Below are 20686 nucleotides of genomic sequence, written 5' to 3'. Positions count from 1 at the left end.
CTAGCGTCGGGATAACGCCGGAATAGTCTGGATTGTACAAGCTTCTTCAGTCTTCTTTCTCGTTTTCAGTATCTTTTCGAATCGTGGACGGTTGTATCGCTGGATCAATATGAAGGGGACATTTGCAACAAGGCAATACAAGATTGCCCAGTTTGTTACGGATGGATCTGCATTGAGCAGGATCGGGAGGGCAAAGACCAAGGCGAGTCCATGGCAAAGTTCAGCTCGCTCTGATTCCAGTATGAATTGCTCCAGATACGCTTCTGAAATTGCAGCCAGGTGAGCCTTGTTGAACTGGTTTCCCATTTCAGGGACTTTGTCTTTCCATATCCTTATCCGAAAATAGTGCTGGTAGATTTCTCCGTCTTGTTCCCATTGAAGACTGCTCATTCTCTTTCTCAAGGATTGCAGGTTTTCCATCGAAAGATGGTCAGCCACCAACGATGCGGCAATCTGGCTAAGAATAAGAATGGCTCCAAATTTCTCAGGATAAAATTCCATACTCAAATCCCCACTTATATATATTATGACACTTATTGCTTTATGTGTCAAAATACATATATATAGTAGGCATAGAATTGGAGAAAGACAATCAATAAAATCGAGAAAATGGGTAATTTTTATACAAAGATAGAAAATTGTCTAAGCCTATTTTTGTGAACCTCTCCATACTCTCAGGACTTTCAATCCTATATCCAGAAGCATGAGAACAACCACCAATAGCGAGACAAGCCTCGTGATTTGCACCCAGGTATCCATTCCGTTGGGAAGCAACTGAACGCAATCAGGATTGATCAAGTCATAGCGGTTGAGAGAGTACAGGATGAACAGGGAAAAACCAAAACTGAGAATGCCGTTATAGAGCAAAAGTGGTTTTGTCCAACGACCTGTGATGAGTTCCAGGATTCCCTTGAAAAAAGAGAAGGCAAGAAATGCTATCAGTACCAGAATGAAAGGCTTGATCATCGGTGCCAGGAACAAGGGTATCGGAGGATTCCCCTTGTAATAGACCGCGATGATGTCGGGATTCTTGTAGAGCATTCCGGCAAGAATGCCAATAAAGACGGCAGAACCCAGAATATTGGCGATGCTCTCTGATTTCCTGATTTCTGGACCTTGGGGCTCTATCTCCTGGGGGAGTTCCTCAACTGTCCATTTTTCATCATTTTTTATCTTCACCTGGAAAAAGTCTATGATGGCGAAGGTAATCGTGACCGATAGGAAAGCTCCTGAAAGAGCTTCGGCGACATTGGACAGGATTGAGGTTATGACCGAGGCAATGGTAGGCACCGAGGTAAGGAACAATTCGATCAGGTTGATACCAACGGTAACCGAGGCGAGTACCACTGTCACCAGTTTCAGGACGTATAGGTATAGATCGAAGGTGTCAGGCCCGATCAAATACCTGCCCTTTGCCCTATAGGTGTCTGCCAGTTTACTGGGATTGCCCATTGCGTTGAGGGTTTTCTTGACGTCTTCCTCACTATAAGCTGGCGGAAGCATGTCCAGGATATTGCTTTCCAGTTCCTTGGCTACTTCTTCCCGATCTTTTTCCAAAAGATGTCTGGATACCTCCGCAACATACCGTTTTATGAGACTATTCATTATGGTTCCCCCTGATAAGTCGAGAAATATGCATGGTACTTTCTTTCCACTCAGTCAATAAAAGGATATATAGGTTTTCCCCTTGCTCGTTGAGTTGGTAGAATTTTCTGGGTCTGTTTTCGGAAGTGTTCCAGATACTGGTCAGCAAGCCTTGGGTTTCCAGACGCCTGAGCAAGGGATAGAGGGTGTTTGCCTCGATATCGATATCGTTTTCCTTGAGGAGTTGCAAAAGCGAATACCCATATTGGGGTGTCTTGAGTTGACTGAGCACGCAAAGGGCCAAGGTTCCTCGTTTGAGTTCGGTTACCAGATTGTTCATCATCTGCTCTTCGTCCATAGCTTCCTCCTTGTCTTGTATACTGTATGATACACATTATTGTCAATATCATATTATATAAAAAAATTGACAAGGTACTTTTTCGATGATACAATTTCTTTGTGGTGGCGAAGCTGGGGAATAACCGAAGAAACACCCACAGTAGCCAAGGAACCCTCCGTAGCGGAGGGTTTTAATTTGTCCCTACTGATTTGCAAAAGCTTGCCTTAATTCAAAGTAATATCATGTCACCTATTCGGAAAATTCTGGATTTCTTTCAAACCATTCACCAATACAGGACTTTTTAAATTCAAATCAGTTGTTTTATGATTACAATGAATTTGTTGCATAAAAGTATTTATTTTGCGAAATTTTCGCAAAATAAATAGATATATTGGTATTTTGTTTGATTTTATAAACAATTTAGAATAATATTAACTATATGGAATTAGTATTAAGGAGTAACCAATGCTATTGACGTTTTCTGCTACCAATTTTAAATCTTTTCGGGAACCCCTTGTATTTGAAATGAAACCTGCGCCTAAACAGAAGGACCTTCCTTATAGTATTTTATCTACCATCATTGCAGGGAAGGAGTATCAGGGATTGAGTACCGCTGTGATATACGGGCCCAATGCTTCTGGGAAGTCAAACATCATTGGGGCAATGCATGTGCTGAAAATGATAGTTATCAGAGGGCACATCAGAAATATGAAGGAAGATAATAATCCCGACCCTGCATCCAATAGTCTTGAATTGATTCCAAATTGCTGTCTCAAGAAACCAGAACCTGTTAATCTCTCCATTGATTTCACTGATTCAGGATATTTGTTTTCCTATTCTATTTCTTTGGATCTTGGATTATTTGCGGATTATGAGTACAGCCGAAAAATTGTACAGGAGTCTCTAAAGGTAAATGGAAAATTATTGTATGAGAGAAAGGGAAACAATGCAGTTCATATTGAAACAAAAGAAATTTCAGATTATACCAGCCAAGAATATAAGCCCAAGCAGATGGAAATGCTCGAGAATCTGAGCAAAGAATCCCTCAATGACCAGGAATTGTTTTTGACTAACGGATTCAAGACGTTGTATTCTCCTACGTTATCCTCGATTATTTCTTCTTGGTTTGAGCATCGTTTTCTTGTGTATTATCGAGCTAATTCTCTTGAATCCGGGAAATTATTGACAGATCCCAATGATCAGAAAGTCTATATCAATCAATTTGCGAATACCGTTGCAAAAGCCTTCGGGGTCAATTCCAGCAATCTTGGTTATTTTGCACCAAAAGGTGAGACCGTGGCACATCTTTACTCGGTGTTTGAAGAAAATAAGAAGCTTATTATTCCTATGGAGAATTTTGAGTCCTTTGGAACGGTTAGGTTCATGAACCTTTTTCCTATCTTGTGGGAGGCTCTTCAAAAAGGATCTACGCTTGTTATCGATGAGTTCGATGCCTCAATTCACCCCATGGCTGTTATGAGCATAATCAATATCTTTCATAATGATGAGATCAATATAAATAAGGCCCAGTTGATTTTTAATACGCAGAACCCGATTTTTCTTAATGCCAATCTATTCCGCAGAGATGAAATAAAATTTGTTGAGCGTAGTACAGAAACAAAGGAGAGTATTCACTATGCCCTTTCTGATTTTAAGACAAGTGGTGAAAATGGTGTGCGTAAAGGAGAAGATTACCTGAAGAATTATTTTATAAACAAATATGGTGCTATAAGCGATATTGATTTAGCACCTTTGTTCATTGAAAGGAAGCAGGGAAATGGGAAAAATTAAAAGTACTCGTAAATACTATTTTTCCGTAGAGGGAGAAACTGAGAAATGGTATTTACAATGGCTTCAGAAAACTATTAACAATACAGAATGTTCAAAAGCAAGGGTAAGTTTTGTTATCAAGATAGAGAAAAATCCTGTCTCATTTGTAAAAGGACTTTCAACTATTCAAAAGACAACAGAAATAACTCATGTCTCGGATTATGAAAGCAACGAAGAGGTTCATAGGATTCAGTTTCAGGAGATGCTGGGAAATCTTTCAAGGGCAAAAAAACTGAAAAATGGGATTGTTTATTACTTGGGATATAGCAACTTTACCTTTGAACTTTGGATTGTTCTTCATAAGGCCGACTGCTTTGGAATGCTTGAAAATAGAACACAGTACCTTGTACCGATTAATAGGGCCTATGATGAGCATTTTTCAGACTTGCGACATTATAAGCATGAGGATAATTTTGCCAGAATTCTCAATAAATTATCATTGGATGATGTTTTTGATGCAATTAGGAGAGCTAAACGAATTCAAACTTTTAAGAAGGAAAATAATATTAAGCCAATTGAGCAATTTGGGTATTCGTACTATGGAGATGCTCCTTCCTCAGATCTTTGGATGACTATTGAAAAAATAATGAAAGACTGTGAATTGTTATGATGCTTATGATTTGTTTATTTAAAAAGAAATACCTGTATCTACCCAAGAAATATTTTCGTTGATAATCAGAAAGAGGCTTGACCAGAAAAGGGCTTAAAAAAAGGTTCATGAGATTTTCTTGTGGGATTTCTGTTCCTTCGCATTCAGCATCTTTCGTTTCTCAATGACCTGGTCGAGTGACCTGTGCTTGGGATTTCGCCTGCTCCTGTCCCAAAGCTTGAGGAAGAAATATTCGGTATCCCTATAGCCATAGGCCTGCCTCCGCACTGTCTTGATCATGTTATTGGTTCCCTCCAACGGACCGTTGGAGACAGGGAAGCGGACACGCGAGACGATGCCATCCATTCTGGATCGAATCATTTTGTTGAATGCCCCGAGCATCGGTATCTGCGCGACATAGCTTCCCGAGAGCCGCAACCATTGCTCGAGGCCGTCCCTCATGGATTGCCCGTCGGTGCTTTCGAGCCCGGCTTTCAGCTGGTCGCCCAAGAAGAATGCCAGGTTCAGGTCCTGGTCCTCCCCCAGTATCTCCTCGAGCCTCCTCTCGTTGCGTATCGACCACTTGTGCTCGCCCTCCGGCATGGGAAGCCCCTTTCCCTCATACTTGTCCGCCAGTTCCCTGTTGTGTTCCCGGGCTATCCCGTCCTTCTTCATCAGGGCCTTCCTGCTGCTGGTTATCACATACCGGCTACCCTTGAGCGAGGCATATTTCCTCCCTGCCTCCTGGATGGACAGTCTCAGTTCGGCGATTTCCGCCAGCAAGGCCTGCTTCCTTTCCGGCGGGGCACCGTTGCAGGCCTTCCTCAGCCTGGCGCAACGGGCCTTGCACTGGGCGATTCCCTCGCGCAAGCGGTTCTGCTCGAGCCTCCTCAGTTCCGTCAATATCCGTTCGTTGAAGTTCTTGACGATGTGGAATGCATCATAGACTATATGGATATGGGGATACAGGCTTTTCACGGCCTTGCAATACTGGGCGTTCATGTCCATTGATATCGATCGCACCCTCGCCATCCATGCATGGCCGACCTTGCCGAAGAAATGCAGCAGCTGCCTCTCTCCGTTGCCTTCCTCCAAGAACAATATCTCCCCTGTCTGCCAGTCAAGCACCACGGTGGCATACCGGTGCCCCTTGTGCAGGGAGAATTCGTCGACGCACAGATGGGCGCTGTAATGGGTGGGCAGCATCTGCCCGTACTTGCCTTGCAGCATGGACTTGTCGATCTCCCTGACCAGCTTGCGATTGGTATGGAGTGCGGTGGCAAGCCCCTTGACTGTCATGTCCGCATGGCTGAGGAATCCTTCCACCATGCTCTGGAAGCAAGTGGTGGCGAAGTGCCCGGGTTGCTTGAAGGGAATCGGTTGGCAGCAGGTCCTGTGGCATCCCGTGCACAGGTATTGCTCGTAGCCCACCTCCAGGATGATCTTCCTGTTTCCCAGGCTCAGGTGGTGCAGCAGGATGTCCAGATGCTGGTTGACGTGCATCTTTGCCTGGCAATGCGGGCAGCACGCGGGCAGGGGACTTGTCATTCTCCCGTGGATGGTTTCAACGATGACAAGACCGGACTCGGTCTCTTTTCCCTTGATAGTTGCAGGGCCTGTCACCAGGAAATCTGGTAAATGCAGGATGGAATTGGTATACTGGTCCACGGGCGTCCTTCCTTGTTAGCTTGATTTGTTGTTACTTCAATACTAACAGAAGGATTGCCCTCTTTCTATTTCTCAATGGTTAGTTGCTTTCTATTCTTTTCTCAATTCCCACAGATTTTTCCCATGAACCTAAAAAAAGAACTCCCATATTGGAAGTTCCTTTTCTTTTGGAGCCAAAGGGACTCGAACCCTCTACCTACTGATTGCGAACCAGTCGCTCTACCAGGTGAGCTATGGCCCCAGAATTACATATGACAAACTACTGTAGAGTGCGGAAACTGTCAACTGCCAGCACCCAAGGGAGCAATAGGCCTGGAACCAGGAAGGATCTTTTAAGAATCATTCCTGGTCTGCCTTTCTTGCATGTCCCTTACTCTATCGTTTTCAATGCCGATGCAATGAATTCCCTGAATACCGGATGGGCCCTGTTCGGGCGACTCTTGAATTCGGGGTGGTACTGTACGCCGAGATAGAAGGGCTGTCCCTTCAATTCAACGGCCTCAACCAATTTACCGTCAGGACTGGTACCGGAAATAATCAGGCCGGCCTCTACCATCTGGTCCCTGTACTCATTGTTGAATTCATATCGATGCCTATGTCTTTCCGAGATCATCTTCTCTTGTTCGTAGGCTTTGTCCATAATGGTATTCTCTGATATTGCACAGGGATAGGAACCCAGACGCATGGTGCCGCCCTTGGGAATGTTTCCTTTCTGGTCAGGCATCAGGTCGATAACCGTATGTTTCGATTTCTTGTTGAATTCCCGTGAGTTTGCATCTTCCAGGTCCAATACATGGCGAGCGAATTCAATGACGGCAATCTGCATGCCAAGGCAAATTCCCAGATAGGGGATTTTGCGTTCCCTGGCAAAACGAGCGGCTTCGATCATCCCTTCGATGCCCCTGTCCCCAAATCCTCCGGGAACCAGGATACCCTGGACATCTCCCAGAAGGGATTCCACTGATTCTGGATTGACGGTTTCCGAGTCAACCCAGGAAATCGACACCTGGCTTTCATTTTCCCAACCGGCATGCTTGAGAGCTTCCATGACCGAGAGATAGGCATCATGGAGTTGTGTATATTTTCCTACCAGTGCGATCTTTACGGACTTGTCAGCCTTCTCGATACGGCTGAGCATTGCCTTCCATTCCTTCAAGTCAGGTTGCTTTGTCTTGAGCTTGAGTTCCCTGCAGACGATTTCGTCAAGATTTTCTTCCCTGAGCATGATCGGAGCCTGATAGAGTACCGGAACAGTCTTGTTCTCAATGACGCAATCTTTCTTTACATTGCAGAACAGGGCAATCTTGTCCTTGATCCCTTGTTCGATCGGTTCATCCGAACGGGTTACGATGATGTCCGGGAAAATTCCCGAGGCCATCAATTCCTTGACAGAATGCTGGGTTGGCTTGCTCTTGTGCTCGCCACTGCTTCTGAGATAAGGAACCAACGTAACATGGATGAACAGGCAGTTGCCATGGCCAACCTCATGCCCGATCTGCCTTATGGCTTCCAAGAAAGGCTGGCTTTCGATATCGCCGGTAGTACCGCCGATTTCGGTGATCACTACATCGGCCTGGGTCTTTTCGCCCAAGGAGTAAATGAAATGCTTGATTTCATTGGTTACATGGGGAATGATCTGGACTGTCGATCCCAGAAACTCTCCATTGCGTTCCTTGGTAAGAACATTCCAATACACCTTTCCGCTGGTCATATTGGAGTACTTATTCAGGTTCTCATCGATGAAACGTTCGTAGTGGCCCAAATCAAGGTCAGTTTCCGACCCATCGTCGGTTACAAAGACCTCCCCATGTTGGTATGGGCTCATGGTTCCCGGATCCACGTTCATGTAAGGGTCAAGTTTCTGTGCAGCGATCTTCAATCCGCGTGCCTTCAGCAGTCTTCCTAGCGATGCCGCCGTAATTCCTTTCCCTAGGCCTGAAACGACCCCACCTGTCACAAATATATGTTTGGACATTTTGAATCTCCTCTATTGATATGTTTTCAGAATTGCAGAAGCAACATCATAACGGTTTTTTCTCAAATCCATTGCCTGCTTCTCAATATAACGATGTGCCTGCTGTTCATCCATACCGAGATTCTGGATTAATGTCCATTTTGCCCGGTCTATGAGTTTTATTTCCTCAATTTTCTTTTGAAGTTTGTCATTTTCGTTTTGCATCACGGTAAGTCGTCTGCGCATCGAACGTGCGAGACCCAACGTTTGGAAAAAGAGTTGTTTGATTACCGGTTTGGAAACTACCAGGACACCACTGGCTCCCATGATGGTTTCCGTGGTTTCAAGGTATTCGTTCCTGACTACCATGATTACCCCTGCAAGGGTTTGTTCTGTTATTGTGGAGGCTAGTTGCTCTCCTGATTCATCACTGAGGGGAGCATTGATGACTACCAGGTCGAATTCATTGTCAAAAATCATTCGTCTGGCTTCACTGCAGAACGTGGTTGTAGCGATGTCAACATATCCCTCATATTCCCTGATGAGGGTTGAAAGGGACTCACTCCCTTTCACTGTCGACGAAACTACAAGGACACGAAGCATAAATTCTCCTGGGTCTAGGTTGTCAGGAAGAAAGAACTGCGGCTAAATTGGTTTTTGTCACTGCTTTCTTCATACGCCTTCCATTCGGCATGTTTGCCTTCAAGGAAAAAAGTAAACAACCGCTTTGGAATTACAGAACGCACAAAACTACTGTTTTCTGCTAATTCCATTGCCTCTGCTAGGTCTTCAGGCAGTGTCGGGGCATTCTGTTTTTGGAATGCATCCCCACAATATTCTGCCGGGACCTTCAGATTTTCCTTTACACCTTCCATAGCTGAAGCGATAAGAAGAGAGAATGCCAGATAGGGATTACAGGAAGGGTCGGGGGATCTGACCTCAATTCTTCTGTATTCTCCGCTGGAAGGGGGAATCCTGATAAGCAAGGATCTATTGGCTTTCCCCCAGCCAACGTATCTTGGGGCCTCGAAAGCTCCAAGGCGTTCATAAGAATTGACCATCGGGTTGAGAAATAGGGTTATTTCCCTGATTCTCCTCAGTATTCCTGCAGTCATGGCTTCCTCAAGATATTGATCCGGGACCCCTTCTTTTGAAAGGGAAAGGTTGATATGCAAGCCACTGCCACTTTCTCCTTCCAGGGGTTTGGGTAAAAAGGAAGCAAAAAGTCCGCTTCTGTCCGCGACTGTCTTCACAACTGACTTGAAGGTCAAGAAATTATCTGCGGCTTCCAGAGCCGGTCCATACTTGAAATCAACTTCATTCTGGCCAGGTCCTGACTCATGATGGGATCGTTCCGTATAAAACCCCATCTGTTGAAGCATCAGGCAAATTTCCCGGCGAACGTTTTCTCCCTTGTCTACAGGAGCTACATCAAGATACGTGCCCCTGTCAAGGGGAGTCATGGTAGGCATGCCATCCTCACCGTTCTTGAAAAGGTAGAATTCGCACTCGGGCCCAATTCCCATTTTATATCCATCGAGGGCAGCTTCCCTGATTTTTGATTGAAGCAGGGAGCGACCATCTCCTTCAAAGGGCGTTCCGTCCGGTCGCATGATTGAGCAAAATAATCGTACTACCCGTCCCTGGGAAGGGCGCCAGGGAAGAACGGCAAGGGTAGAGGGATCGGGGAATAGGAATAGGTCACTTTCATCAATCTGGAGAAAGCCTTTGACAGCAGAGGCATCAAACGAAATCCCTGTGGCAAAGGCCCTTGGCAATTCATCCTCGGCGATGGAAATGTTTTTTATATGACCAAAGATATCACAGAATACAAGGCGGACAAAACGAACATCTTGCTCCTTGATAAACTGCATTACTTCTTCTTGTGTATTGGTCATTACCATCCTCCCCGAATTAAACATATGTATAGAGCATTTTGTACGGTGTACTCGAATTTGGCCTCAATACATAAAAATGGTGTGACAACAAAGTATCTTTATCCAAGTCAAATACCCCACAATATGCATCAAGATACCCAGAAATTTCTTCCAAATCCTCCGGTGTTGCATCGGAAGCAGAAACTTGCTGAGGTAAATCTACCGGTAGGGTATCACATCTTAGGTATATTTTTCCACCATGCATCCCCGTTCCACAGAAATATCCTACAGGAGGTTTGCCTTCTTGGTCGAGACCAAGGACGATTATTGTTCCACCGGCGAGATATTCACCGAGAAAACTGCCGGCCCTGTCACCGATTATCAGTACCGGTTGCTTTTCCTGATAGGCTTTCATATGGATGCCCGCTCGGTAGCCCGAGCTATTTCTTATGAAGATCCTTCCCCCGCGCATGGAATAACCGGCGGCATCGCCACAACTGCCATGGATGATGATAGTGCCTTCGTTCATGGTATCGCCGGTGGCATCCTGGGCATTTCCGTTTACCGTAATGGTAGAACCATCAAGGTAGGAGCCGAGGGCATTGCCTGCTGTTCCATTGATGATGATATTCCTATCCTTGAGAGCACAACCTATATATCGTTGGCCATTGACATCATCGAGTTGTAAGTCCTTATCTTCGCATTCCCTGATTTCCCTGTTCAAGTCCTGGAAATGGGTCAATCCTACTTGTATGGTTTTCATTGTGCAGCTCCCAGTTTTTCTTTCCGTTCTTTCTTTGCGAAAGCCATGAGGAGGGGTTTTTCGCTGATCAAGGCGAAATCTATGGTGGAAAGGTCTGTCTTGTTCCTGATCAGGGAGGTATATATGCCTGCCCTGTCGATCATATCCCCGATAAGAATGCATCCGACAAGGCATCCATTCTGTACAAACAATCGTTTGTAGCCGGTCTCTGTCCTGATTACCGTATCATCTCCTACATAGGCTCCTGCAGTGATGATATGCAAACCAAAGAATCCAATGGCATTCATTGCCATGGCTTTGTCAAAGGAAGCTAATTCCCCTGCCATATTTCTCCCTGCTATTTCTCCCTGCATGTAGGCATTGGGAAGAATTGCCAGTACTCTCTTTTCACCACTTACCAGATCGAAACCTTCGGTACAATCCCCAGCGGCATAGACATCCTCAAGTGAGGTCTTGCATTGTTCATCGACCAGGATGGCTCGATTCGTAGCTCCAGCGGCTTCTTTTACCAAGGAAATATTCGGGCGAACCCCGACTGCAAGTACCAAAACATCGAAACCTACTACGGTTCCGCTTTTCAGCAAGGCATCAGTGTCCTGGAATTCAGCGACGCTGTCTCCCAGAATACACGTAATTCCTCGTTTTTTCAGATGCTTTTCTACCAGGGAAGACCCTTCCTCGTCAAGGATACTGGGTAGCACTCGTTTTGCCAAGTCTACCACAGTTATCGATTTAACTCGATCCAGGATTCCCTCGGCACATTTAAGTCCGATAAGGCCGGCACCGATAATCAAGACCCTACTATCCTTGGAAATGGCTTTCTCAAGACTGTTGGCATCATCCAAGGTCATGAACGTGAAACGATTCTTTACATGCTCAAGGTTTTTCATCGGTGGGACGAAAGGGCAAGAACCTGTTGCAACAAGAAGTTTGTCGTAAGGATATTGCAAATCGTCTTCCAGGATAACCAACTTTTTCTTGGTATCGAGGCTGGTGGCTTTCTTGCCCAGGACAAGCCTCACCTTGTTTTGTTCATAGAACAACGGAGAACGGTAAACCATTTTTTCCTTGGTGGTCTTGCCCTCAAGCAAGTAGGAAATAAGGGGGCGGGAATAGCACTGGTGTGACTCATCCCCTATAACGGTTATCGTTCCCTCCTGGTCAATTTTCCTGATACTCTCGATACAGCCGACCGAGGCAATTGAATTTCCAATGATTACATAGTTCATATCACCGCTCCTCAAAGACGATTGCCTTGTTGGGGCAACCTTTTACGCATTCGGGGGTTCCATGTGAATTGGTGGTACAAAGTTCACATTTCTGCATCACGCCGTTTTCATTCGGCATGAGTGCTCCGTAGGGGCAAGCCATTATGCAAGAAAAACACCCGACGCATTTACTCTGGTCGATTACGATCAAACCATCGACTTGGGTAAGGGCGCCTGCAATGCAACTCTTTACGCACAAGGGCTCAGTGCAGTGACGGCAGTTTACCGCAAAGCTGATGCCGTCCTTTTCCTCGACCTTGATTCTTGGTCTGATAATTGCATCCTTGAGGGCCTTGACCATATTTTCTTCGCCGGAGTTCGCGTAGGCACAGTAGAATTCACAGAGATGACATCCCAGACACCATTGTTCGTTGACGTAAACCCTTTTCATTATATTCTCCTATTGTCCAGCATGCTTGATTCCGAGGATCTCCAATTCGGTTTCGGTAAGCCCGATACCCCTGAGCATGAGACGGTTTCCCCTCAGAGCCTCGATGGAGTTGATACCCATTCCGCCCATCATTTCCTTGATCTCATGATTCCAGGCGGTAATGAGGTTTACCAACCGTTCGGATCCGATTTCAGGATTGAGGCGTTTTACCAACTCCGGTCGTTGCGTTGCGATACCCCAGTTGCATTTTCCCAACTGACAAGTCCTACAAAGATGGCAACCCAAGGCAAGCAAGGCACTGGTTGCGACATATATTGCATCGGCTCCGAGTGCGATTGCCTTGATGACATCGGCACTGCTTCGGATGGATCCTCCGACAACCAGACTCACATTGTTGCGAATCCCTTCCTGCCTGAGGCGGGTATCGACACTGGCAAGGGCAAGTTCAATCGGGATGCCGACATTGTCCCTGATCATGGCGGGGGCTGCCCCCGTGCCTCCACGGAAGCCGTCGATGGCAATGATGTCAGCTCCGCTTCGTGCTATTCCAGAGGCGATGGCCGAGATATTGTGCACAGCCGCTACCTTTACGATGATAGGTTTCTTGTATTCGGTCGCTTCCTTGAGGGCGTAGACGAGCTGGCGCAAATCCTCGATGGAATAGATGTCATGGTGAGGGGCAGGGCTTATCGCATCGGCATGCTCGGGAATCATTCGGGTCTTGGAGATATCTTCCCCGATCTTGGACCCCGGAAGGTGTCCCCCGATACCGGGTTTTGCTCCCTGACCCATCTTGATTTCGATGGCAGCACCAGTTCTCAGGTAATCGGGATGTACCCCAAATCTGCCGGAGGCTACCTGTACGATGGTGTTCGGACCATATCTATAGAAATCCTCATGCAAACCGCCTTCACCGGTATTGTAAAAAATACCGAGTTTCTGGGCGGCCAGGGCAAGGCTCTTGTGGGCGTTGTAGCTGATCGATCCATACGACATTGCACTGAACATGATAGGTATGTTCAAGGCGAGTTGGGGAGGAGTCTCTGTTATGAGTTTTCCGTTCTCATCTCGTCTGACCTTTGAGGTCTTTTGTCCCAGGAAGGTTTTTGTCTCCATGGGTTCGCGAAGCGGGTCGATGGAGGGGTTGGTTACCTGTGAGGCGTTGATAAGCATCTTGTCCCAGTAGACAGGATAATCCTTGGGAGTTCCCATGGAGGCGAGCAGTACCCCGCCACTTTCTGCCTGCCGGTAGATGTTCTGGATTACCTCGCCCTTCCAGTTGGCGTTTTCCTTGAAACAATGATCGGTCTTGACGATTTTCAAGGCATGGGTGGGACAAAGGGATACACAACGGTGGCAGTTGACGCATTTTGTATCGTCAGCGACCATTTTGTTGGTTTCCTTGTCATAACTATGAACTTCATTTGCACACTGCCTTTCACAAACCCGGCAGGTTATGCACTTTTGGATATCTCTATGTACTTCAAAGTCGGGATATAAATAATTGATTGCCATAAGACTTTCCTTTTACTTGTCGAGGGTAATGATTACCGGTTGTCCGCCGCTTGGATGCCAGACCCGTGTCGGATTGGGTTCGATAATTCTGATGGCCGCTTCTTCACTTGCCAGATAGACCATGTCGTCTTTTTCCGCCGCTACCAAAGATCGTAGTTTCAAACGGTCATTGAGAGCCATCAAGCCGCCGTTGAATCCGAGGATAATCGAGAAAGGCCCTGTGATAAGCATGCTTGCAAACGTATTTCGCAGGTAGGTATACTCAGCCTTCTCTTCCTCGCTCTTGCGCTCGATGGTCGTCCAGAAGGGAGCAGCGATTACGTGGGCAACTTCTTCCAGGGTTAAGCCCTGTTTTCGGTTCAGGTAATCTATCATATACGTAATGACTTCCGTATCGGTCTGGAGCGTGCAATGATAACCGAACATCTCTATGAAACGACGGTTGGCATCGTAGGAGGAAATTTCGCCGTTGTGCACAATCGAGTAATCGAGCAAGGCAAACGGATGGGCGCCTCCCCACCAGCCGGGAGTATTGGTAGGGTACCGACCATGGACGGTCCAGGAATACCCTTTGTAGTCATCCAGGCGATAGAATTCACCGACATCCTCGGGATAGCCTACGGCCTTGAAGACTCCCATGTTTTTCCCGGAAGAAAAAACGTAGGCACCTTTTATCTCTGCATTGATGGAAATGACACAACGTGCCGTATATTCTTTTTCATCCAACTGACTATTTGCCAATTTTGTCGGCAAGGGGGTGACAAAATATCTCCAGATCAATGGTTCATCCGTGATTCTGGTATGTTTTTCAGTCGGGATTTTTGAAAGGTTGATCAGATCAAAGTGCTCTTCCAGGTAGTCTTCGCAAGCTTTTTTTGCTTCATTACTATAATAGAAGATATGGAAGGCATAAAAGTCTTTGTACTCGGGATAAATCCCATAGCCAGCAAATCCTCCACCCAGTCCATTCGAACGGTCGTGCATGATGCTAATTGACGTAATTGCGTCTCTACCGGAAAATCGCTTTCCTTTCTTGCTGATAATACCGCTGATGGCACATCCGCTCGGATACCGTTCATCTCCCTCAAGGGGTAATCGTTGGTGATACTCGTCCATAGGTTGTTCTCCCTCAAAAAAATGAAAAAGACGCCCATCAAATGAGACTTGTGCTGACAAGCCTTTTTTGATGGACGTCTTTGTCCAGAGTTAATTGGAAACATCATAACGAAGAAGGAGAATTTTGTCACGGGGGTGACAAAAAAATAAATTTACAAAAAAAATGGACTAATTCGTTGACAAGCAAGGCTTATTTGCTGTAGAAAAGACCATCAGCAAAGGCGCTGTAGTCTCGTTGTATAGAGAGACTACAGCGCTTTTTCTGTTTTCCCGATTAAAAAAACTAAATCGGGGAGGGGTTGGGTGGCTCTCCTTTCTGTCGCGGCCTACGGGTGTTCAGACTGACGAAGGGTGTAGCCAGATACCCCATTATTAATGAATGTTATGGAGGAAAAGGGAATGGAAACAGTAGCGGATTATTTCGGTTCTATGGTATTCAATGACAAGAAAATGCATGAATGTCTTCCCAAGGAGACATATAAAGCTCTTAAGGAAACTGTCAGGGAAGGAAAAGACCTTGATATCAACATTGCCAACGTTGTTGCGCATGCGATGAAGGAATGGGCTCTGGACAACGGAGTTACCCACTACACCCATTGGTTCCAGCCAATGACCGGGATTACGGCAGAGAAGCATGAAAGCTTCATTACCCCCACCAAGGATGGCTGTGCCCTCATGGAATTCTCCGGAAAGGAATTGATCAAGGGTGAGCCTGATGCTTCCTCGTTCCCCTCTGGTGGCCTTCGGGCAACCTTTGAGGCAAGAGGGTATACTGCCTGGGATCCAAGCAGCTATGCTTTTATCAAGGAAAAGACCCTGTGCATCCCCACAGCTTTCTGTTCCTATAGTGGTGAAGTCCTGGACAAGAAGACTCCGTTGCTTCGTTCCATGGAAGCCATCAGTGAACAGGCAGTGCGTATCCTCCACCTATTCGGAAAGTCTGAGATCAAGAGAGTAATAACCACAGTAGGTCCCGAGCAGGAATATTTCTTGTTGGACAAGGCTCTTTATCTCAAGCGCAAGGATTTGATCAACACCGGAAGAACTTTGCTTGGTGCACGTCCTCCCAAGGGCCAGGAACTGGAAGACCACTATTTCGGAAGCCTCAAGCCTAGGGTAGCTGCCTATATGCAAGACCTGGATGTTGAATTGTGGAAACTGGGAATCCTTGCCAAGACAGAGCACAACGAAGTTGCGCCGAGCCAACATGAGCTTGCCCCTATCTTTACTTCCAGCAATATTGCCACCGACCATAACCAATTGACCATGGAGTTGATGAGAAAGGTTGCCGACCGTCATGGACTTGTTTGCCTGTTGCACGAAAAACCGTTTGCAGGGGTCAATGGATCCGGCAAGCACAACAACTGGTCGATCTCCACCGATACGGGAATCAACTTGCTTGAGCCTGGTGACAGTCCCAAGGATAATGAACAATTCTTGTTGTTCCTTGTTGCCGTCATCGCTGCAGTCGATGATTATCAGGATCTGTTGAGAGTTTCTGTTGCAAGTGCCGGAAATGATCATCGCCTTGGTGCCAACGAAGCTCCTCCTGCCATAGTCTCGATGTTCCTCGGTGATGAGCTGACAGGAATTCTCGATTCCATTGCAAATGGAACCGTTTCGGCTAACAAAGCACCTGAATCAATGCTTCTTGGCGTACATGTTCTTCCTCATTTCATCAAGGACACTACCGATAGAAACCGTACCAGCCCGTTTGCCTTCACCGGTAACAAGTTCGAGTTCCGTATGCTTGGTTCTTCATTCAGTGTCTCTGGCCCGAACATCATTCTCAATACCATCATTGCCGACAGGCTCCAACTTTTTGCCGAGCAGCTTGAAGGTGCGAAGGATTTCTCCGTTGCCTTGGCCAAACTCGTAAAAGAGACCTACCAACAGCATCGCAGGATTGTATTCAATGGCAACAACTACAGTGACGAATGGCTTGAGGAAGCAACTCGAAGAGGCTTGCTCAACCTTAAATCCACCGTCGATGCATTGCCAACCTTCATTGCAAAGAAGAATATTGATGTTTTCAAGAAGTTCAATATCTTCTCGAGTTCCGAGATTCACAGCAGGTATGACATTGTCATGGAAAACTATGCCAAGACCATCAATATCGAGGCCTTGACCATGGTGGATATGATCAGAAGACAGATTTTACCTGCTGTCAGTAAATTTACTGGCTCTCTTGCCTCGAGTGCCAATAGCAAGCATCTTGTGACACCGGCTCTTGCCCTTTCCTACGAGACTGGCTTGATTACTCGCTTGAGCGATCTTTCCGATAGTCTTGCCAAGGAGACCGAGGGACTTGAGAAACTGGTCATAGAGGCGAAAATGATTGGTAATACAACGGAAAGTGCCAGATTCTATCATGCACAGATAATTCCTCCAATGGCTACGGCCCGTGCTATCTGTGATGAGATGGAATTGTTGGTATCGGATCAGGATTGGCCCTTGCCAACCTATGAGCAATTGCTCTTTTCCGTATAAATTCCCTTATCTGTATTGCAACCTCCTTTTTTCTTCCTTTGAGGCCTCCCTTTGACAAGGAGGCCTCATTCACGTCTTTTGCTTGGTTTGTGCATTTTTTGGAATATGAATTTCTTTCGCCCTTTTTGAGAGAAAGAATGGTATGCTTATGGTATTTACTGCAAGTCTTTGGTATGTTCGAGACAGGAGGAGGAATGCTATGAAAGAAGATGACCTGTCAGAGTTATCCATATCTCTTTTCAATATGATTCCTGATCCTTTTCTTGTCGTCTCCGAAGATGGTATCTATCTTGAGGTTCTTGGGGGAACTGAAAGAACCCTGTATGATGATGCCAGCTCCTTGAAAAATCGGAATATCCACGATTTCCTTGACCCTGAATTTGTCAGTTTTTTCATGGGTAAGGTTACCCAGACCCTTCAGGGAACTACCCTCAACTGTTTTGAGTACCAGCTTCAAACCGATAGGGTAGATATTCCTGAGCAGAACGGGCCCGGCGGTTTGCAGTGGTTTGAAGCGCGGATGTATCCGATGAAAAAACCGTATAAAGGTCATCGTGCCGTTTCCGTTCTGCTTATTAATATCTCGGAACGAAAAATGCTTCACCAGCGCCTGAATGAGCTTTCGTATCTCGATCCGCTTACTGCGATTGCAAACAGGAGATTCTTTCTTGAGCGCGTCACCGAGGAGCTCCAGTGTTTCTTGATCAATCAGGTGCCGGTTCATGTTCTTTTGTGTGATATCGACCATTTCAAATTTATCAATGATAATTTCGGACATCTGGCAGGTGATCAGGTGTTGAAGGATTTTGCCCTGATTGCCAAGGAAATTTTTGATCTTTCCCATACCCTTGCCCGTTTTGGAGGTGATGAATTCGTAATTTCTGTGGTTGGTTTGCGTACAGATCAGATTTTGCAAAAATGCGAGGCTTTACGTCTTGCCGTGCAAAATCATCAATTCCTGTATGAGAATAAGAGAATATATGTTCATGTTTGCATAGGGGTTTCAGAAATTACGATGTATGATACTGATATTTCCAAACTTATTGGAAGGGCTGACAAAGCTTTGTACCAAGCCAAGGAAACAGGTAGGAATAAAGTGGTTTTCTTGCAATAGGTTACGGGAAAAATGGTGTTTATTTCTGGTTTGGGTTACTCCTTGTCCGGCCATTTTTTGGAAACGGAGGATTCATGATTATCAATGTTGTCTATAATATGGCACTATTGCTTTCCTTGAGTGTCTTTTTTGCAACCTATCCCTTCAAGAACTATGGCACGCTGCAAAACCATAAGCTTCTCATTGGTTTTTGCATTGGCCTGGTGGGAATTCTGGTCATGACAAATCCTTATGTGTTTGACTCCGGGCTCACCTTTGATTCCCGCTCCATTCTTATTTGTGTCTCTGGTATGACCTTTGGTTTTCTCCCGACCTTGCTGGCCTCTTTGATGATGGCTATCTTTCGCATTTTTCAGGGTGGATCGGGTATGTACGTTGGTTTGGCAGTCATTGCCTTTTCTGCCTTCACCGGAATTCTCTGGCATTCCCTTCGATTCAAGCATGCTTGTTCCCAGTTCCAGTCCTTTGGGTGGGAATATCTTTTGGTAGGGGTAATAAATCATGTCGGAATGTTGCTTTGCATGTTCTTTTTGCCTGAACCGTCTCGTTCCCTGGTTTTAGGAAAAATGATAGTCCCCATTCTTGTCTTTTATCCGATAGGAACCTATTTGCTTTGTTTGCTGGTATTCAACCAAATCCATCGGCTGAACATTATCAGGAACCTTGAAGATAGTGAGCTTAGGTTCAAGACCATGTTTGAGCAAGCTCCCATTGGGATGTCCCTGACTTCTTTTGATACAGGAAAGATCATCGATGTAAACCAACAGTATCTCGATATCCTGGGAATCAGGAGAGAGAAGCTTCTGGACTTGGAATGGAAGGATATTACGTATGCTGAAGACCTTGGTATTTCCGAGAAATTGAATCAGGAGATCAAGGAGGGTTCCAATGGACCCTTTTCGCTCGAAAAACGATTTGTCCGCAGTGATGGTCAACTTGTCTGGGTCGATCTTGCCCTCTCTGTGATAGAGCTTGGAAGAAATAAGGAACGGAATGTCCTTTGCATGACCACGGATATTTCCAGCAGGAAAACCCAAGAGCAACGAATTCTGTATGCAAGCACCCACGACAAACTGACAGGTCTCCATAACCGGGCACACTTTGAGGATTTTATCCGCGACCTTTGCTCGACCTCCCAACTACCGTTCTCCGTGGTTTTTGGCGATGTCAATGGGTTGCGGATTGTCAACGAGGCCTTTGGGCGGGAAGAGGGTAACCTCTTGCTTCAACGGATTGCCGAAATTATCAAAACTTTCCTGCGTGAAGGTGATTACGCCGCACGGGTAGGGGGTGATGAAATTGCTTTGCTCTTTCCCCGGACTTCCGCGGTACAGGCAGAACAGATGCTTCTTTCGATTCAGGAGCAGGTAGCGAGAATTCTTGTCATGTCCTCCGTACATCCTTCCATTACGTTTGGAGTATGTGAACTGAATTCTTTCAATGCAGATATAAATGAGGGAATCAAGAAAGCGGAGCATGACCTTGGAAGCAGGAAAATCATAGAAACTCCACACATACGGGGACGTGCCGTATATGCAATTATCAATACTTTGCATGAAAAAAATAAACGTGAGGAACTCCATTCCAGGAGAGTTTCGACGCTTTGTGCAGGTCTGGCACGTGTCTTGAACATGGATGAACGTCAGATCAATGAGATGAAGCTATTGGGCTTATTGCATGATATTGGCAAAATTGCAATCAACGAGGCAATATTGAACAAGGAAGGGAAGCTGACTCCGGAGGAATGGACTGAGATAAAACGACATTCTGAGATTGGCTACAGAATTCTTGTTTCAGTGGAGGATATGGCCGGGTTGGCCACTTCGGTACTTTCGCATCATGAACGATTCGATGGGAAAGGTTATCCGATGGCATTGAAGGGGTATGCCATTCCCCTTCAGGCTAGGATCATCGCGATTGCCGATTCCTTTGATGCAATGACGGGAGACCGGACCTACCGCAAGAAGGTCTCGCAAGAAGAAGCCGCCCTGGAACTCAAGAGGAATGCCGGTACCCAGTTTGACCCTGATCTTACCAGGGTTTTCATTGAACAGTTCTTGCAACTTGATTGGGAGGGCTTGGTCTGACCTATTGAAAAAGGTAGGTATTGCTGGCAAAACTTACTTGATTTTATTGTCAGCCTACGCATAATTTCTCTCTCTTGCTTCTTGCCAATGCAACCTATAT

At 45.9% G+C, this 20686-nt stretch carries 18 protein-coding genes and 1 tRNA gene; 6 read left to right on the top strand and 13 right to left on the bottom strand.

All coding sequences use genetic code 11. The features are described 5' to 3' along the window. The 3 genes from ACHZBG_RS08160 to ACHZBG_RS08150 form a co-directional block, all read right to left on the bottom strand. Positions 1-501, bottom strand: a complete 501-nt coding sequence (locus ACHZBG_RS08160) for a hypothetical protein (protein ID WP_320128954.1) — start codon at positions 499-501, stop codon at positions 1-3. Between the two features lie 147 nt (positions 502-648). Continuing rightward, a complete protein-coding gene (locus tag ACHZBG_RS08155) occupies positions 649-1605 on the bottom strand; it encodes an HAAS signaling domain-containing protein (RefSeq protein WP_320128953.1) in 957 nt (318 codons plus the stop codon). Next, positions 1598-1942 carry a helix-turn-helix transcriptional regulator gene (locus tag ACHZBG_RS08150; protein WP_320128952.1) on the bottom strand — a complete coding sequence of 115 codons (345 nt, stop codon included), beginning with the start codon at positions 1940-1942 and terminating at the stop codon, positions 1598-1600. The genes ACHZBG_RS08155 and ACHZBG_RS08150 overlap by 8 nt, the downstream gene beginning before the upstream one ends. A 447-nt stretch (positions 1943-2389) precedes the next feature. Between ACHZBG_RS08150 and ACHZBG_RS08145 the strand changes: the two genes are divergently transcribed. Beyond that, positions 2390-3715 (top strand): ATP-binding protein, encoded by a 1326-nt coding sequence (locus tag ACHZBG_RS08145; protein ID WP_320128951.1) that lies wholly within the window; start codon positions 2390-2392, stop codon positions 3713-3715. After that, positions 3702-4364 carry an RloB domain-containing protein gene (locus ACHZBG_RS08140; protein ID WP_320128950.1) on the top strand — a complete coding sequence of 221 codons (663 nt, stop codon included), beginning with the start codon at positions 3702-3704 and terminating at the stop codon, positions 4362-4364. Before ACHZBG_RS08145 ends, ACHZBG_RS08140 begins: the two co-directional genes overlap by 14 nt. A 105-nt stretch (positions 4365-4469) precedes the next feature. Here the strand turns inward: ACHZBG_RS08140 and ACHZBG_RS08135 are convergent, their stop codons facing one another. Beyond that, positions 4470-5846 (bottom strand): ISL3 family transposase, encoded by a 1377-nt coding sequence (locus ACHZBG_RS08135; RefSeq protein WP_320127720.1) that lies wholly within the window; start codon positions 5844-5846, stop codon positions 4470-4472. On the opposite strand from ACHZBG_RS08135, the gene ACHZBG_RS08130 reads away from it, so the two are divergent. Continuing rightward, positions 5829-5981, top strand: coding sequence for a hypothetical protein (locus ACHZBG_RS08130; protein ID WP_320127719.1), 153 nt, complete (start codon positions 5829-5831; stop codon positions 5979-5981). The two genes, ACHZBG_RS08135 and ACHZBG_RS08130, sit on opposite strands and share 18 nt — an antisense overlap. 198 nt (positions 5982-6179) lie before the next feature. Here ACHZBG_RS08130 and ACHZBG_RS08125 read toward each other — a convergent pair. From ACHZBG_RS08125 to ACHZBG_RS08085, 9 genes are all read right to left on the bottom strand, one after another. Next, positions 6180-6252, bottom strand: a tRNA-Ala gene (locus ACHZBG_RS08125). A gap of 129 nt (positions 6253-6381) precedes the next feature. Further along, positions 6382-7986, bottom strand: a complete 1605-nt coding sequence (locus ACHZBG_RS08120; protein ID WP_320128949.1) for a CTP synthase — start codon at positions 7984-7986, stop codon at positions 6382-6384. Positions 7987-7998: 12 nt separating this feature from the next. After that, entirely contained in the window at positions 7999-8568 is a 570-nt protein-coding gene (locus tag ACHZBG_RS08115; protein ID WP_320128948.1) for an ANTAR domain-containing protein, read from the bottom strand. 14 nt (positions 8569-8582) lie between these two features. Continuing rightward, entirely contained in the window at positions 8583-9863 is a 1281-nt protein-coding gene (locus ACHZBG_RS08110; protein WP_320128947.1) for a glutamine synthetase family protein, read from the bottom strand. Between the two features lie 16 nt (positions 9864-9879). After that, positions 9880-10605, bottom strand: a complete 726-nt coding sequence (locus ACHZBG_RS08105; protein WP_320128946.1) for a glutamate synthase — start codon at positions 10603-10605, stop codon at positions 9880-9882. Then, on the bottom strand, positions 10602-11834 hold the full coding sequence (locus ACHZBG_RS08100; protein WP_320128945.1) for an FAD-dependent oxidoreductase: 1233 nt from the start codon (positions 11832-11834) through the stop codon (positions 10602-10604). Before ACHZBG_RS08100 ends, ACHZBG_RS08105 begins: the two co-directional genes overlap by 4 nt. Position 11835: 1 nt before the next feature. Further along, on the bottom strand, positions 11836-12264 hold the full coding sequence (locus ACHZBG_RS08095; protein ID WP_320128944.1) for a 4Fe-4S dicluster domain-containing protein: 429 nt from the start codon (positions 12262-12264) through the stop codon (positions 11836-11838). Positions 12265-12273: 9 nt separating this feature from the next. Beyond that, on the bottom strand, positions 12274-13779 hold the full coding sequence (locus ACHZBG_RS08090) for a glutamate synthase-related protein (protein WP_320128943.1): 1506 nt from the start codon (positions 13777-13779) through the stop codon (positions 12274-12276). 12 nt (positions 13780-13791) lie between these two features. Then, positions 13792-14895, bottom strand: coding sequence for a glutamine amidotransferase family protein (locus ACHZBG_RS08085; RefSeq protein WP_320128942.1), 1104 nt, complete (start codon positions 14893-14895; stop codon positions 13792-13794). Between the two features lie 399 nt (positions 14896-15294). Here ACHZBG_RS08085 and ACHZBG_RS08080 point away from each other — a divergent pair, with 399 nt between their 5' ends. From ACHZBG_RS08080 to ACHZBG_RS08070, 3 genes are all read left to right on the top strand, one after another. Next, on the top strand, positions 15295-17385 hold the full coding sequence (locus ACHZBG_RS08080) for a glutamine synthetase III (protein ID WP_320128941.1): 2091 nt from the start codon (positions 15295-15297) through the stop codon (positions 17383-17385). Positions 17386-17584: 199 nt separating this feature from the next. Next, complete coding sequence (locus ACHZBG_RS08075) at positions 17585-18499, top strand: diguanylate cyclase (protein WP_320128940.1); 915 nt, start codon at positions 17585-17587, stop codon at positions 18497-18499. A 74-nt stretch (positions 18500-18573) separates the two neighbouring features. Further along, positions 18574-20586 carry an HD domain-containing phosphohydrolase gene (locus tag ACHZBG_RS08070; protein ID WP_320128939.1) on the top strand — a complete coding sequence of 671 codons (2013 nt, stop codon included), beginning with the start codon at positions 18574-18576 and terminating at the stop codon, positions 20584-20586. Positions 20587-20686: the final 100 nt, after the last annotated feature.

Origin of the sequence: uncultured Sphaerochaeta sp. (assembly GCF_963676625.2) — a bacterium.
GTDB lineage: Bacteria > Spirochaetota > Spirochaetia > Sphaerochaetales > Sphaerochaetaceae > Sphaerochaeta.
The sequence above is the reverse complement of the archived record's forward strand: the minus strand, read 5'-3'. Positions and strand labels throughout refer to the sequence as shown.

Coding starts and splice junctions, on each gene's coding strand:
- ACHZBG_RS08160 (WP_320128954.1), bottom strand. CDS start 501: ATGGAATTTTATCCTGAGAAATTTGGAGCCATTCTTATTCTTAGCCAG.
- ACHZBG_RS08155 (WP_320128953.1), bottom strand. CDS start 1,605: ATGAATAGTCTCATAAAACGGTATGTTGCGGAGGTATCCAGACATCTT.
- ACHZBG_RS08150 (WP_320128952.1), bottom strand. CDS start 1,942: ATGGACGAAGAGCAGATGATGAACAATCTGGTAACCGAACTCAAACGA.
- ACHZBG_RS08145 (WP_320128951.1), top strand. CDS start 2,390: ATGCTATTGACGTTTTCTGCTACCAATTTTAAATCTTTTCGGGAACCC.
- ACHZBG_RS08140 (WP_320128950.1), top strand. CDS start 3,702: ATGGGAAAAATTAAAAGTACTCGTAAATACTATTTTTCCGTAGAGGGA.
- ACHZBG_RS08130 (WP_320127719.1), top strand. CDS start 5,829: ATGCTGGTTGACGTGCATCTTTGCCTGGCAATGCGGGCAGCACGCGGG.
- ACHZBG_RS08135 (WP_320127720.1), bottom strand. CDS start 5,846: ATGCACGTCAACCAGCATCTGGACATCCTGCTGCACCACCTGAGCCTG.
- ACHZBG_RS08120 (WP_320128949.1), bottom strand. CDS start 7,986: ATGTCCAAACATATATTTGTGACAGGTGGGGTCGTTTCAGGCCTAGGG.
- ACHZBG_RS08115 (WP_320128948.1), bottom strand. CDS start 8,568: ATGCTTCGTGTCCTTGTAGTTTCGTCGACAGTGAAAGGGAGTGAGTCC.
- ACHZBG_RS08110 (WP_320128947.1), bottom strand. CDS start 9,863: ATGACCAATACACAAGAAGAAGTAATGCAGTTTATCAAGGAGCAAGAT.
- ACHZBG_RS08105 (WP_320128946.1), bottom strand. CDS start 10,605: ATGAAAACCATACAAGTAGGATTGACCCATTTCCAGGACTTGAACAGG.
- ACHZBG_RS08100 (WP_320128945.1), bottom strand. CDS start 11,834: ATGAACTATGTAATCATTGGAAATTCAATTGCCTCGGTCGGCTGTATC.
- ACHZBG_RS08095 (WP_320128944.1), bottom strand. CDS start 12,264: ATGAAAAGGGTTTACGTCAACGAACAATGGTGTCTGGGATGTCATCTC.
- ACHZBG_RS08090 (WP_320128943.1), bottom strand. CDS start 13,779: ATGGCAATCAATTATTTATATCCCGACTTTGAAGTACATAGAGATATC.
- ACHZBG_RS08085 (WP_320128942.1), bottom strand. CDS start 14,895: ATGGACGAGTATCACCAACGATTACCCCTTGAGGGAGATGAACGGTAT.
- ACHZBG_RS08080 (WP_320128941.1), top strand. CDS start 15,295: ATGGAAACAGTAGCGGATTATTTCGGTTCTATGGTATTCAATGACAAG.
- ACHZBG_RS08075 (WP_320128940.1), top strand. CDS start 17,585: ATGAAAGAAGATGACCTGTCAGAGTTATCCATATCTCTTTTCAATATG.
- ACHZBG_RS08070 (WP_320128939.1), top strand. CDS start 18,574: ATGATTATCAATGTTGTCTATAATATGGCACTATTGCTTTCCTTGAGT.